The organism is uncultured Acinetobacter sp., assembly GCF_947624825.1.
Taxonomy (GTDB): Bacteria; Pseudomonadota; Gammaproteobacteria; order Pseudomonadales; family Moraxellaceae; genus Acinetobacter.
The window spans coordinates 1-14,792 of sequence record NZ_CANQLZ010000054.1 but is presented as its reverse complement, the minus strand read 5'-3'; the positions used below and the strand labels follow the sequence as shown (position 1 = coordinate 14,792).

15 protein-coding genes and 1 pseudogene are annotated in these 14,792 nt (G+C 40.9%); 5 read left to right on the top strand and 11 right to left on the bottom strand.

The window, feature by feature from the left end; genetic code table 11:
• Window positions 1-116: 116 nt before the first annotated feature.
• Complete coding sequence (locus Q0017_RS11300; RefSeq protein WP_298146769.1) at window positions 117-383, bottom strand: hypothetical protein; 267 nt, start codon at window positions 381-383, stop codon at window positions 117-119.
• 393 nt (window positions 384-776) lie between these two features.
• The gene (locus Q0017_RS11295; protein ID WP_298146766.1) at window positions 777-2,834 is read right to left on the bottom strand and encodes a TonB-dependent siderophore receptor; all 2,058 of its coding nucleotides are present in this window, start codon (window positions 2,832-2,834) and stop codon (window positions 777-779) included.
• Between the two features lie 341 nt (window positions 2,835-3,175).
• On the opposite strand from Q0017_RS11295, the gene Q0017_RS11290 reads away from it, so the two are divergent.
• From Q0017_RS11290 to Q0017_RS11280, 3 genes are read left to right on the top strand one after another with little or no spacing between them, the layout of a single operon-like run.
• On the top strand, window positions 3,176-3,754 hold the full coding sequence (locus Q0017_RS11290) for a nuclear transport factor 2 family protein (protein ID WP_298146764.1): 579 nt from the start codon (window positions 3,176-3,178) through the stop codon (window positions 3,752-3,754).
• The gene (locus Q0017_RS11285) at window positions 3,724-4,209 is read left to right on the top strand and encodes a chalcone isomerase family protein (protein ID WP_298146762.1); all 486 of its coding nucleotides are present in this window, start codon (window positions 3,724-3,726) and stop codon (window positions 4,207-4,209) included. Before Q0017_RS11290 ends, Q0017_RS11285 begins: the two co-directional genes overlap by 31 nt.
• A 6-nt stretch (window positions 4,210-4,215) precedes the next feature.
• The gene (locus Q0017_RS11280) at window positions 4,216-4,905 is read left to right on the top strand and encodes a response regulator transcription factor (RefSeq protein ID WP_298146760.1); all 690 of its coding nucleotides are present in this window, start codon (window positions 4,216-4,218) and stop codon (window positions 4,903-4,905) included.
• A gap of 40 nt (window positions 4,906-4,945) precedes the next feature.
• Here the strand turns inward: Q0017_RS11280 and Q0017_RS11275 are convergent, their stop codons facing one another.
• The 9 genes from Q0017_RS11275 to Q0017_RS11235 form a co-directional block, all read right to left on the bottom strand.
• Window positions 4,946-6,268, bottom strand: a complete 1,323-nt coding sequence (locus Q0017_RS11275) for a HAMP domain-containing sensor histidine kinase (protein ID WP_298146756.1) — start codon at window positions 6,266-6,268, stop codon at window positions 4,946-4,948.
• Between the two features lie 32 nt (window positions 6,269-6,300).
• Window positions 6,301-7,350 carry a cyclopropane-fatty-acyl-phospholipid synthase family protein gene (locus Q0017_RS11270; protein WP_298146753.1) on the bottom strand — a complete coding sequence of 350 codons (1,050 nt, stop codon included), beginning with the start codon at window positions 7,348-7,350 and terminating at the stop codon, window positions 6,301-6,303.
• Between the two features lie 11 nt (window positions 7,351-7,361).
• A complete protein-coding gene (locus Q0017_RS11265) occupies window positions 7,362-8,141 on the bottom strand; it encodes a DUF1295 domain-containing protein (protein WP_298146771.1) in 780 nt (259 codons plus the stop codon).
• 24 nt (window positions 8,142-8,165) lie between these two features.
• Window positions 8,166-9,362 (bottom strand): cyclopropane-fatty-acyl-phospholipid synthase family protein, encoded by a 1,197-nt coding sequence (locus Q0017_RS11260; RefSeq protein WP_298146750.1) that lies wholly within the window; start codon window positions 9,360-9,362, stop codon window positions 8,166-8,168.
• A gap of 14 nt (window positions 9,363-9,376) precedes the next feature.
• A complete protein-coding gene (locus Q0017_RS11255) occupies window positions 9,377-10,171 on the bottom strand; it encodes a DUF1365 domain-containing protein (RefSeq protein ID WP_298146747.1) in 795 nt (264 codons plus the stop codon).
• 13 nt (window positions 10,172-10,184) lie between these two features.
• A complete protein-coding gene (locus Q0017_RS11250) occupies window positions 10,185-11,447 on the bottom strand; it encodes an NAD(P)/FAD-dependent oxidoreductase (protein ID WP_298146744.1) in 1,263 nt (420 codons plus the stop codon).
• Window positions 11,444-12,412: an acyl-CoA desaturase gene (locus Q0017_RS11245; RefSeq protein ID WP_298146741.1), complete on the bottom strand. Its 969-nt coding sequence runs from the start codon at window positions 12,410-12,412 to the stop codon at window positions 11,444-11,446. Before Q0017_RS11245 ends, Q0017_RS11250 begins: the two co-directional genes overlap by 4 nt.
• A 586-nt stretch (window positions 12,413-12,998) precedes the next feature.
• Window positions 12,999-13,385 carry a hypothetical protein gene (locus Q0017_RS11240; protein WP_298146737.1) on the bottom strand — a complete coding sequence of 129 codons (387 nt, stop codon included), beginning with the start codon at window positions 13,383-13,385 and terminating at the stop codon, window positions 12,999-13,001.
• Window positions 13,386-13,394: 9 nt separating this feature from the next.
• Window positions 13,395-13,787, bottom strand: coding sequence for a hypothetical protein (locus tag Q0017_RS11235; RefSeq protein WP_298146735.1), 393 nt, complete (start codon window positions 13,785-13,787; stop codon window positions 13,395-13,397).
• 276 nt (window positions 13,788-14,063) lie between these two features.
• Between Q0017_RS11235 and Q0017_RS11230 the strand changes: the two genes are divergently transcribed.
• On the top strand, window positions 14,064-14,351 hold the full coding sequence (locus Q0017_RS11230) for a GntR family transcriptional regulator (protein ID WP_298146732.1): 288 nt from the start codon (window positions 14,064-14,066) through the stop codon (window positions 14,349-14,351).
• A gap of 53 nt (window positions 14,352-14,404) precedes the next feature.
• Window positions 14,405-14,792 (top strand): annotated as a pseudogene (locus Q0017_RS11225) (transposase); the annotation flags it as partial.

The following is a 14,792-nucleotide window of genomic DNA, read 5'->3' as shown; positions in this document are numbered from 1 at the left end:
ATAGTTTGTGTGGTAACTCACTTATCAACGCAGTCATCTTTTTTTTCAACTGAATGTCTTATCCATGATTCGGGTTAATATAAATAATGGGGCTTTACGCCCCATTTGGTAAATTGTTAATTTTTTAGATGTGAATAAAACCACTTAATTAACGAATCTCTATCTTCAAATCGTGGGGCTTGTGATAAATCAATGTTGCAAACCTCATTGGCTTTTAGACTACAGATAAGATCAAAATTGTTTTTTAAAACAAAATTATTTAAATCACCCAGATGGAATTCTTTAACAAATTCTATAATTTTTTCAAAATTCTTTAATTTAGCAAGGTGTGGTCGCTCTTTTACAAAACTGTAAATTTGAATGGTGTGTATCAAATTAGCCATCGCTACTACCCTATATTCATTATATGCAAAAAATATGTTAATGTTATTTTAATAAAGTTTAAATACCAATATAATTCAATAAGTTAGTTGAAATAAATTATAGGTACAGTCTTATTTATATTAGCTATTAAGTCAACCTAAAAAGTAGCCTTTTAAAATAAAAAAACCAGACAAAAGAAAGCCCTCTATTGAGGGCTTTTCCAATTTTTGTTCATATATCATTCACTGCTATACACTCAATCATATAAAGCAACTTGTAGGTTGCTAATAGAATCTTGTTCAAGTGATGTGTATATGAATAACATAGCGAGCAAGTCAAATTTACAGGGATATCCACGCAAACGCTAAATTTGCCTGTAGTGTCATTTTCAGCCCAAGAGTGAGAAGCTCTGTTTAAAACTTGACTGTGGTTGCAAACTTTAACGTCCTTGGGGCACCTAAAAATAAGTAATCATCGCCCATATAATCACCTACATCGCGCCAATACTGCTTATTAAATACATTATCAAGGGCAATCTGACTTTCAAATGCATAGCCTCGCCAAGTAAAAGCATAATCGCTACTCAAATCAAATACGCTATAAGCAGGTGCTTTGACCGTAGCTGCTTTATTGGCAAACTTACTCGCGCTATAACGCATATCGGCAGCCACACTTAAACCTGAGATATGTGGCACATGATAACGTCCTTGTAAATTGACACGTAGTTTTGGCACATTTTGTAAGGCATCTAAGCCGCTCACACCGGTCACTTTGGCATCGATCCAAGTGGCTTGACCACGAAGTTCAAGGTTTGAAATCAGATCTGCATTTAAGCCAAGCTCAACCCCACGACTGCGCTGTTCACCTTGTGTCACAAACCAAAAGACATCATCAATAGCTTGAGCGTATTGATAGTCTTGACCAAGATCAAACAGGCTAACGCTTAAATCCCAGCGCTGTGCTTGGTGTTTAACGCCCAATTCATATTGCTTTGATGAGCGTGGTGCTAAGCTCAATAGCGCATTTTCGGCATACCACGGCGCTACAGCACCATCACTCAAGCCCTGTTTGTAAGACACATAGCCATGTGTTGCATCAGCGATTTGATACATCAAAGCCAGTTGTGGCAAGAATTTACTGATTTGAGTATCACGTTGTAATTGTTGATTCACATCATGGGCTTGTTCATCCAAGTGCAACCATTTACCGCCAATAACAGCTGACCATTTTGGGTGCCAACGTAGTTGATCCATGAGATGTAACGCAAACTGTTGACTTTTTAAAGCTGTATAACGCGCACCTAACTCTGCTGTGGTAGGACGTACAGCACTATTGGCTTGAGTGGCATTGCCTAAACCTACCCATGCATTGATTGGCTCATGTTGCTGATGACGTTTATTGGTCATCTGTGCAGCAATCATTAACTGATGCTGCACTGCTGCTGTGTCTACTTCACCGTTTAATGTGGTGCCCAATTGTAAGGTGCGCCGTGTATCATTCGGGCTTTGAAAATCATATAAATCATAACGTCCCTCTTGATCAAACTGATTGCCTAAACCACTGATTTGACAGGCTTCGCTATAACAGCCCCATGGGAAGCTACTATAATCATCCACCACCACTTGACTAAAGCTTGCATTGGCTTGAAGCGCCCACCCATTATGCAGAGTATGTATATATTTCAGTTGTGTGCTCAGACTGTCATTTTTCACTGGTTTAGACCATGCTTGTTGTCCCAAAGCACGATCCCAAGCAATCCCTGTTGGCAACTGGCCATTAAATAGCTGATAACCTGCCACCGAATATTGGCTTTGCTGCTGCCACTCGCTATCAAACTCAATTTTTTGCTGTGGACTGAGCTGGTAATCCAGTGCAATAGCAGCAAAGTAGCGTTCGCCATCTGCTTCTTGAATATAGGGTTTTAATTTTTGTGTTGCCAAATTAATGCGATAGCCCCATTGTGCATCTGTACTGAGCTCACCAATATCAAGATGCGCGCCCATTTGACCGTATTCGTTGGCGTTTAAGCTCAGGCTTTTTATAGTTTCGGGACGTTTGGTGACATAGTTCACCACCCCCCCCGGGGTTGCCATGGGACTATTGAGTGCAGCAACTCCTTTTAAAATTTCGACCTGTTGTTTATTTTCAAACGCAATATTTTGCTCACCACGTACGGTTTGCCCATTAATCAAGTAACTGTTACTGCTATCTAAAGCAAAGCCACGCGATATGATATTGCCATAATAGCCAATCGGGATATAACCATCGCCTAAACTGCTATCTTGCTGGGCTAAATCACTGAGCGTCTGAATGCCTTGTGCCTGAAGATCATCTTGGTCAAGATAACGAATATTATGGGGGGTTGTTAAAAGATCAGGATTAAATGGATCAAGTTGCGTGCTGTTATGTGGTGCGGCGCTTAACACCAAGGTCTCAAGCTGTTGAGGTTGAGCGTAACTGTGTTGACTCAAAATACAGCATATTGCACTGGCAAGCGGAGTAAAAAAATAATAAGGATGCTTCATCAATGAAAAGAGTATGGCTTAAATTGACGGCATCATAACCCTAAGCGCATTAAATGTTAATTTTTAACATGCTTTTTTCACTGGTTGTGTCTTACCCCAATACAGTTGCCCTGCCAATCAGCAATTATCGCTCCAGTCTAATTCACCTTGCAAGCGTAAACAAAGCGAAATTCTGGCCCCACACACTAAAACAGTCGTGGGTCAATTAAGATTGCATTTCAATATTCACATTGTATTCACGAGCTGGTCTTTAGATTAATAGCATCAGTAATAAGATAGATCATCATATGAAGACAATCAAAAAAAGATGGGCAGCTCTGTTGCTCCTGCCTGCATTGGCACTGGGGGGCTGTAGCGCCATCCCAAGTTATTCTTCTGATTATGGCAATGCGCGTCAGCAAGTGGTTGGCGTGACTTTAGACCAACAAAAAGCCGATGAAATTGGGCAACGCTTTACTCAAGCCTTTAACCGCTTAGGCTCAGAGCAATTTTTAATAGATGCAAAAGCGCTGTATGCCGAGCAGTTATTTATTAATGATACCTTGTCACAGTACGCTCAACGTGCCGATTTGGTTGAGCATTTTCGCGGCTTAAATGCGCGTTTAAGTAATGTTGACGTACGCCTGTTAAATACCTCTTATTACAATGATTCAGCTTACGTGCATTGGCGTATGGCCTATGACTTACGTATGTTTGGTACCACACGTACTATGGCATCGTATGGCGTTAGTGAAATGAAGATCAATGCCGATGGTAAGATTATTTTCCAACAAGATTTCTGGGATCCAGCAGACGGTTTATATCGTTCATTACCTTACTTTGGAGGGATTTACTCATGGGTATTGCCTTTCAAAAAACAACCTTAGTTTTGGCTTTCGGCCTATGTGCAAGTTCTGCCTTCGCCAATACTTTAGACCTGTGTAGCGAAGCCGACCTGATGGTCGGTACAAAGGTGGTCGGCAAAGCACGTTATGCTGCACAAAACTGTCAAGCTTCTTGGCAAAACCAAAGTATAGAAATGCAATTTCACTATACTGAAAAAATCCCAGGATGGGCATTCAAACGTGCGGCCCATCATTTTTTAAGTAAAAATTTAAAAGGTGATATCGGCTTTTTCGATCCAATTAGCAATGCCTATCAATCCATCCAAAGTGGTGATCGCTATGCCTTGTTTTATCGTCACAATAGTCAAACCTTAAGTTTAAGCCTAAATGGTCAAACCTTAAGTCGCTTGCAGCATCCTAAAGCACAGCAATATTTTAATATTTGGCTTGGCGAGCAACCATTTAGTGTTAAATTAAAGCAACAATTGTTAAATTAAACCCTTATGTCAAAACACTTTATTTTAATGGTTGAAGATCACTATGAACTCGCCTCGACCTTGTGCGAGTTCTTAGAAGAACACGACTTTATTGTGGATCACGCGCGCAGTCTTGATGCTGCGCGGCATTTATTAAAACAACGCCCCTATCATTTGCTGTTGTTAGATATCAATTTACCCGATGGTTCAGGTTACAGCTTGTGCGAATGGTTACGGGTGGAGCAGTCGTTGTCTTTACCTGTGCTGATGCTCACGGCGCGCGACACACTAGAAGATAAGCTCAAAGGTTTTCGCTCAGGCACAGATGATTACCTAGTCAAGCCATTTGACTTTAATGAATTGGTGATGCGTATTCAGGCCTTGATTCGACGTGCTTTAGGCGAGGTGTCTAAACAGCAATTACAGATTGATGATTTGGTGCTCGATACTGCACAGCAATCTTTGGCACGAGCAGGTCAAGCCATTGATTTACCCCCGATTCAATTTAAGTTACTTAAATTGTTAATGCGTCATTCTCCAAAAGTGCTAACCAAACAGGAAATCATGATGGAGCTTTGGGGAGATGAAGAGCCCGAAAGTGATGCCTTACGTAGCCACATTTACAATTTACGTAAATTGGTGGATAAACCTTTCGAGCGCAAATTAATTCATACCGTGTCTGGGGTAGGCTTAAAAGTTGCACTAGAAGACGCCTAAGCGATCTATAAAGCCTCAAATCCGTTGAGGCTTTGTTGTTTTAGTTTAAATACACCACCACAATTAAACCCGTGGTTGGCGTGAGATCTACATCTTGATGCGTAGCAAGATAATACTGACGATCAAATAACTCTACGCGCCAGCCCAGCTGTTGACAGAGTTTTTGTACCAATTGTAGCCCAATTCCATGGCCTTTAATTTCAAGCTGCAAATTGGGATCGGATAACTCTTGCACCTTTTGCTGTTCCGACAAATGAATGCCTATGCCATTATCAGCAATCAAAACGTGATGCTTACGCATTAAGACATCAATCTCTGAACCTTCTGAATAATTCAAAGCATTACGTAAAATATTGCCAAATACCATCTTGGTCATGGACGGATATAATGCACGCGGCGTTTCATCAATTTCTAAATCGAGATCAATGTGGATGCCTTTACTTTGACTAACCTGTGACAAATCTTGTACCAAATCTGACAACACTTGCGACAGCAGCATCTCCTGTGTACTTAAGGTATTGGTGGTATTGCGCGCAATTGCCAACAAGGTATCGACCAACAATTGCATATCTTCAATGGTATTATGCAAGCGAATAAAAGCCTTGGTGTGTCCATAACGTGCCTGACACAGTTGTACATTGCCTTTTAAAATCGTCAATGGTGTGCGTAATTCGTGGCTGACATCACCGGTAAATTCACGCTCACGCTGAATAAACTGACTTAAAACACAATGGTATTTTTCTAAGGCTTGCTTAAGATATTCAGCTTCCATATTGCCGTTGGTGGAAATACGCATAAAAGGTGATGCACCCTTTTTTTGATGTTCCCAATCAATATGTTCTAAGGCATTGGCAAGGCGTGTAATGGGGGAAAAATAACGACGCGCACGGCGATTCCACCACCATAAAACACTATAAAGCACAAATAAACTCAGCATCAGTGGAGCTAAGCCAAATAGCCACACCAATTTGTTGACGTTGCTCTCACCAAAGACCAATAAAACGTGCTGACCATAGCGATGATCATAAACGATCATGCGCTCTTTACCATCAACAAAATGACGCCCTACGCCTAAAGGAATCTGCATATGCTGAAATTGCGGTGGGGTAATATCTGTCCAACGATAACCATACAAGTTTTTAGTGTCGGGCAGTTCAGCTTGCGGATTGATTTCCACACGTTGCCAATAGTGAGCCATTTCTTGCTCAAGGGCAGTTTTAAGCAGGGTGCCTTTAATCACCCAAGCACTACAGCTAATGCCAATCACCACAGACATGGCGATCAAAGCAATTTGTAGCCAATAGAAGCGATTAAAAATTTCGCCCAAGGGATGCGCCCTTTCATTTAAAAATAACTTTAACATGCGCCTCCCCAGACGAACTGATCAGCTTTGAATTATAAAGCGTTCTTTTCAAATAAGAAGTGCCCAATCACCCATTCTTGACCGTGTGCATAACCAAACAGTTCGGCACATGCCATAAAGAAAATACGCCAACGCTGCCACCAAATTTGCGCATCTTGACCATAGGTTTGTGCAAAAACAGGCTGTAACTCTTGTGCATGGCGATCCATGTTGTTTAACCATGCATTTGCAGTATGCGCATAGTGTTCACCCGACCATTGCCAGTGTTGTTTCAGGCTTAAATGTTGCTGAAAATGCAAGAAGGTTGAGGTAGCTGGCATAAAGCCACCGGTAAAGAAGTACTTTGACATCCAATCAAATTCATTATTCACTTCAAATGGATAATGTAAGAAACGATGACAGAAAATATGACACCACAACAACCCATCGGCTTTTAACCATGTGCTGATATTTTCAAACAAACGTGCATAATTGCGCACATGCTCAAACATTTCAACCGATACCACACGATCAAAACGAGCAGCTTCAAATTCCAGTACGTTGACATCACAGGTAATGACTTTAAGATTGGTCAGTTGCTTGGTTTGGGCTTGTTGCTCAATGTAAGCGCGTTGTGTAGCCGAATTAGATACCACAGTAATGTTGGCGTTTGGAAAATTTTCTGCCATATAAAGGCTTAAAGAGCCCCAACCACAACCGAGCTCTAAAATTTCTTGACCATCTTTGAGCTGTGCACGCTCACAATAACAACGTAGCGCATATTCTTCAGCTTGATTAAGTGAAGTTGCTGCTGTTTCAAAATAGCTGGCACTGTATTTTAAGCGTTTGCCTAAGACTTTTTGAAAGAAGATTGTAGGCAATTCATAGTGCTGCTGATTGGCAGTCTCTGTTTCAATTGCAATGGCACTTTTTTTCAAGCCCTCAAGCACACGCATATAACGTTCAGCGGCACGTTCGGTTTGATAACGTCCCTCTTGGGCTAAGCGTTTTTTACTTAAGTGACGAATACCGGCTCGAATCACTTGATCAGGTAATTTGCCACTTTCAATCAATTTAAAGGAAGGTTTTAGTAAAAGATCCATATGTAGATTACCTATGTTTTAGGTGGCCAAGGGATAAACATTGAGGTGCGTCGTTGATAATCGCGATAGTTATCGCCACGATGTTTTAACGCTTGTTGTTCACTAAACGGAATACCGGTCAGATAGTGTAAAAATGCCCACATTAACATTGGGTATAACCACAGCAGTGGCATGCCAACACTCATCGCTAAAATTGGATAAGCGAACCAATGTAACCACTCGAAAAAATAATTGGGATGACGTGAGTAACGCCATAAGCCCTGATCCATGGTCTTGCCTTGGTTGGATGGATCTTTCTTAAACTGATACAGTTGATGATCTGCCAAACTCTCACCCAGCCATGCCACAAGCATGATGCAACCGGCAAGCCACAGATAAATTTGATAGCTGTCACTCCAAAGTGCAGCGGGTACTTGCAACAACGCCACCATGGGATAAGAAAACAACAGCACTAAGCCGGCTTGAAACATAAAAAATGCAAGGAAGCCGATATTTTGAAAAGGGCCCATGGCACGACGCATATTGGCATAACGAGTATCTTCATGGGTTTCTTGTACATAACGGTAAAATAAATACCCACCTAGACGTAAAAACCACAAGGCTGCTGCACAACCCAAGAACCAGCGTACATGGTTTGGAGCTTGGGCTGCGAAAATGGCCGTGACCATGACATTTAAGGCAATGCCCACACTCCACAACACATCAACCAAGCCTGCGCGCTGGTTAAATGTCACCACCAACCAACCCAACAGCATCATCAAGATATTGCCTAAGGTCAAATAAATCCAAATTGACATACCCATGCCTCCTCATCGTTAGTAAGGATTTGCCTCAAACAGCATATGCACATCGCTAATGACGCCTTCTTTAAAGCCGCCTTCGCAATAACACAAGTAAAAATCCCACATACGAATAAATTCTTCATCAAAGCCTAAAGCACGCACGGCATCTAATTGCGCCAAAAAGCGCTCACGCCAGCAATTGAGGGTGATGGCATAACTTTGCCCAATGTCATCTAATTGCTTTAAACGTAGTTTTTGTTCAGAAGCCGCTTGGGTCATGACACTGATGCATGGAATGAAGCTGCCGGGGAAAATGTAACGTTTAATATAGTCCACGGTGGCCAGCGCTTTTTCATAACGGGCATCTTCAATGGTAATGGCTTGAATCAGTGCTAAACCATTGGGTTTAAGTAGCTCATAACATTTTTTAAAGTAGGTCGGTAAATATTGCTCACCTACCGCTTCAATCATTTCAATAGAAACCAGTTTGTCGTATTTACCTTCAAGCAAGCGATAGTCGGTAAGTTGCACATCAACACGATGTGCTAAACCTGCCGCAGCGATACGTTGTACGGCTTCATCATACTGCGCTTGTGAAATGGTAATGGTGGTCACACGACAGCCATAATGCTGCGCGGCATAAATCGCAAAACCGCCCCAGCCACTGCCAATTTCAACCAAATGGTCCATCGGTTGTAGTTTAAGTTTTTGGCAAATGAGGTCTTTTTTATAATCCGAGGCGTGTTCCAAGCTCATGCTCGGCTCTTTAAACACCGCACTTGAATACATCATCGAAGGATCTAAAAACAACTTAAAGAAGTCATTGCTTAGATCATAATGCTCAGCAATGTTCTTGCGACTACCCGACAGTGAATTCTTACGGCGCTTATACCATGCCTTAAGCAACACTTGGCTAGCACGAGCCAAGCTATGGTCATTGATACGATCTAAGATAGAACGATTACGTGCCAAAATTTGAATGACATCAACCAAATTATCGCTGCGCCAATAGCCTTGAATATAGCCTTCAGCCGCACCCAACACACCATTTTTAAACAGTAAATCTAACAGTTTAGGTTCAAGCACTTCAATCGTTGCACTCAAACTATCTTCTTCACCGACCACGCCATTCCAAAGACCTTTAAAGTGAATTTGGCCATGTTTAAGTTTCAGCAAATGACGCAGTACAAATGGTACGCTTTGATTATTGTGAACAGACAAAATTGCCATAAAGCGATGTTTCCTTATTTCTTATGCGGATGCCGATAAAACTTGAGTTTTTTTCGCCACAATTTAAATGCTTGACTATAAATACCAAACAGCATTTTGCAGGGTTCCAACAGATGCTTTAGAGCATAACGACGTTGCTGTGAAGGAAGTGTGATGGGCTCTAAAGCAAAGCTCATATTGGCATCAAACTGTAAAACACCTCTCTGCCAAAGCTGCATATAGACCACGTTTTTTTGATCAGAAAAACTAAAATGCCAACGATAATCTAAATCCAACGGCATAAAGGGTGAGACATGAAAGGTCTTGGCAAATTCAAAACGATATTGTTGATAATCAGAGATATGCCTTGGAGTTTGCCCACGGCAATCATGCACATAGGTGTGACGTTCGCCCCAAGGGGTATTGGTGATTTCGGTTAAAATAAATTGCGGTTTAAAAGCGCGATCAAAAACAAAATAAAACACCACCGAATTAAAGCGAATACCCAACATACGCGGCAAGCCCAGCACGCGAATTGGCAGATCTGCATCCAAACAGACATCTAACTCAGCTTGTAAACATGCCGCGACTTTTTGCCGAATACTGCCCACCGCGGGTGTTAAAAAATCGGCTTCATTTAAACATAGTAAATTAAAACCTGTGGCGGACCATAAGCTTGAGCCTTGAGTCCAAGTTTTCATCTGATCAGGGTCAAAATACAAGTAGGTTAAGCCACTTGCAAAAGCATGAGCTTTGGGTTGATAACGCCGATGACTGATCTGTGCAGGTGCCATTGCTAAAGGCACTGACCATGGTGAAGGAGAAGTCATCCACGGATCTCCTTTAACACTCACGGGCTAGATAGTCGACCACACGTTGTGCACTTCTAGCTCCGTCTTCATGGAAACCCCAACCCCAATATGCACCGCAGTAACTGGTGCGTGGCGCATGATCTTGTAAAGCTTGCCAGTGTCTTTGTGCATCAATCGCTTGGGCATTAAAAACAGGATGACGATAATGACGTTTGACCAACACCTGTTTTTGAGCAATTGGCATATTGGGATTAAGCGTGGCAAACACTTGCCGACGACACTTTAAATTCTGTAGTTGGTTCATCCAATAACTAAAGCCATAATGCACTTGATCGGGTTCAATTTGGTCTTTAGTCACATGCACATGCCAACTGGCCCATTGCTGTTTAGATTTGGGCATAATCGACGTATCGGTATGTAGCACCATCTCATTATCTTGGTAACTAAACGCAGATAAAATAGAGCGTTCTTGTGGATTAGCATCATTTTGCAGCAGCGTTAAGGTGTCATCGGCATGGGTTGCAAAAATCACCCAATCATACTGCTCGACCCCCATGCAAGTGTAGACATCAACCTGCTGTTGATGGCGAACCACACGTTGCACTGGCCAATGGCGAAAACTAATCTGTGGCGCTTGTGCTTGAATGGCTTTCACATATTGCGATGAGCCGCCTTTTACTGTTTGCCATAAAGGACGGTCTTTGAGCTGCAACATCCGATGGTGCTGAAAAAAGCTCACCACAAATTTATAAGGAATTTGACCCACTTGACTGACCGGCGCCGACCATAATGCGCCACACATAGGATACAAATGTTCTTCACGAAAAGCCTGTGAATAGCCGTGCTGATCTAAATATTGCTCAATGGTCAGATCCGCATTGACAGCTTGCATGTCTAGGTCTTTATTGTCCGCATAAAAACGTAATAAATCCGACAACATATGCCGAAAATCACGCTTTAAAAAATTTTGCGGACGCCATAACAAAGAGAATTTTTTTGATGGGTTGTATTGTAAACCTGTCACCTGATTATTCACTGAAAAGCCCATATTTGAGCTTTGTGCTTCAACACCCAGTTGCGTGAGCATTTTGCTAAACAAGGGGTAGTTATAATCATTAAATACAATAAAACCGCTGTCTACTGCTACCGACTGACCATCTAATTCAAATTGGTGGGTATCGGTATGACCACCTAAATAATCATTTTTCTCAAATACAGTAACTTGGTGCTGGTGACGTAACTGCCATGCTGCATATAAACCCGAAATACCTGCACCAATAATGGCAATTTTCATTGTGTTTCCTCTGTAGAATTTTGCGCCTGCTTTAAACGCCGCGCTTGGGCAATTTTGCTGGCTTGATAGACTTTGACTGGAATGGGTTTAATGCCCCATACTAAACCTAAATAAGACATGAGTTTTAAAATGTAATAGGTGATATCAAGTTGCCACCAATAAAAGCCCTGACGGGTACTGCCTGCATAATAATGATGATTGTTGTGCCAACCTTCACCCAAGGTAATTAAAGATAAAAACCAATTATTGCGACTTCGATCAGCAGTTTCAAAATCACGACGCCCATAAAGATGTGCCAAGGAGTTAATACATAAGGTGGCATGGGTTAACAGTAGCGTAGAGACCACAAAACCCCACACCAAAAGTTGCACACCTGAAGTACCCAGTTGTGGCATATACAGTGCCAAGGCCTCACCCAACGCATAAATACCTGCTGCTGTGGCCAACACCACCAACAGGCTAAAGCGATCTAACCAAATCAGTTCTGGGTATTTCAGCCAATCGCCAATCACCTCTTTACGTGTGGCAAAATTATAGTCATTTAAAAACCAACCCACATGGCTATACCAAAAACCATAACCAGAAGAATGCGGATCGTGTTGTGTATCAGTGTGTCGATGATGATAACGGTGGTGTGCCACCCACCATAGCGGACCGCGCTGTGCGCTCATGGTGCCAATCAGGGCAAAAATAAATTGCAGCACACGTGAAGTTTGAAAGGTTTTATGCGAAAAATAACGATGAAAAAATGCCGTGATCGCAAACATACGGATCAAATAAAAGACCAGCATAAAGCCAACAGCAAACCAAGAAAAACTCACAAAAAATACAGCTAAACATGCCACATGCAACAGCAAGAATGGAATGATTCGAATCCACTGAATTTTGCGACTGTCTGCCTCATCGGTGTGCTGTTGTGTTTGGTGAGCCCAACTATCAATCCAACGCATCAGACTTTTTGGCACGGTATAATCCCTAATATGGCAACTTATCAATCTATAGATGAGTGTAAAGAGCGGGGTATCAATTTTATGTGAAGGGACATTTAAGCTTTGTTTGAATGCTCAGAAATAATTCAACTTTTATTCAAACCAATAAAATATGAGTAACAATATGACTTAAAAAGAGAATTATTTGTATAAAAAGCCCCCCTGAAAATCAAAGACATTCCAAGTATCTATAGGCACTTAAATAGCCTGTAAATTATGCACGAAAAACTTAAAACAATGACATAACACCCTATTTCTATTTGCTTGAGCTTAGCATTGAGTAGAGATATTTAGATTTACCTTAGAATTTATTGTTTAATTTTTCAATACTTAAGCTATTTAATGATCTATTGCTCAATGACCCACTTAGATTTAAAAAAATTAATCATAGGGAAATTAAAACAAGCAAATAAGATGAAGCCCAAACCTAGCATTACTGACTGGGTATCAAAGCCTTGCCCTTAAAGCCATGAATAGGTTTGCATGGCGACGACTATGATTAACAGTATTGCAAAAAATACCGTGCCACGTTGCATCGCGTGCTATTGATTTTTTGTTAGATCTACTTGGTATTTAAAATAAATTTGTGTTGTAGCACAATACTCAGCCCCATTAAGCTTAAAAAAATAAAGCTTGCTACAACACCATGATGCCAATGTTGTGGCAATAAAATTAGACGATAAATTAAAGCATAAATTGTCATCACCACGATTATCAACAGCCCAGATTTTACATATGAAATCCAATTAAATGCATCATGCGGCTCTTTTAAATAGCTCAGCCATGCAAAAGCGATTCCGCCTAAAATAGCAGCAACAATGCATATGGTTAAGATTATGCCATCAAAAGGTTTGGCTTCAATCCAACGTAAACTCATCATCATGAGTGCCATAGGAATTCCCCAACCTAAGCCACCCATCACGAGACTTTGTTTTATTCTATGCTGCATGTTTAGCCCTTAACGCAATATTATTTGCTTTAATTTAGTTTTTTTGTAAAGGAATACGCCCGATTGTAAAACAATAAAGCATGTCAGGCTTTCTAAAGCAATGCTCCAATAACGTGCTTGCACCACTAAAATTGAAGCCATCAAGATCAGTAAACTTAGAAAAATATGTAAATAGTGAACTTTTACGGGATGCTTGGCTGCTCCTTTGGCATTCAAGTAACCAAGTACACTTGCACCCATTATTAATCCCATGATCTCTAAGCTCAACCTAAGGTATTCACCTATCTCGGATAGATGCTCAATTCCCCATGTTAAGCCCGTATAATACAAGCCAAAACCAACTACTGAAAGTAGTGTATGCGTGAGATAGTATTCATGAATGTAATATCGAGGCATAGACATGCTTTTTATTTTAACAAATAAGAATTATTTGCATTTATATCATAAACCCTGTGTCTGCTTCAATTATTTTAAAAATTTTATTTAAAAAAATAAATTACAATTCAATCATTTAAATATGTATTAAGTTTTTATTTATTCCATTTTTAATATTTTAATTTTCTGGTCTGTCATAAACCTCATGCACAAATATTCATCAAACTTAAATATAAGCTTCACCTGACTGTCACACAAAGCGCCTAATTTAAATGGCGCACAGGTACAGATGTCTAGACGACAATGACTTTATTACAACGTAACAGTACAGAAAAAATTTACAGCCAGATTGCCAAAGTGCTGCGTCAAGATATTCGCCAGTATCATCAAACTGGCGATTGTTTGGCATCTGAATTTGAGTTGGCTGAACGCTTTCAAGTCAACCGACATACCATTCGACATGCCATTGATGCGCTGATTCAAGAAGGTGTGGTTGAACGTCGCCATGGCAAAGGCACTTTTGTTTTGACCCAACCCGTGGATTATACCGTGGCTGCCAAAACTCGTTTTACCGAAACTGATGTGTGCTGAGAAAACAGGAGGTTTTAACTTGGTAAACTATAGACACTCATCAGGAGTTTACCATGAGCAAGAAACAGAAGACTTACACCGCAGAATTTAAAGTTGAAGCAATAAAATTGATTGAAGCCAATCAAGGCAATGTATCGGAAACAGCCAGACAACTTGGCATTTCAATGCAAACTCTTTCAAATTGGAATAATAAAGCAAAGACTGGCACCTTAGCAGGCACTAAACAATATTCACCTGATCTAAATGCCTTACTCGAAGAAAATAAAAAGCTCAAACAACAGCTCAAAACAGCTGAAATGGAACGTGAATTTCTAAAAAAGGCAGCAGCGTACTTTGCGAAAGAAAGTCAGTAAGGTACGCCTATATGAAACAGCAAAGACATTTATTCCCGATTAGCTTTATGGCTAGATTACTTCACGTTTCAGTGTCACGATTTTATGA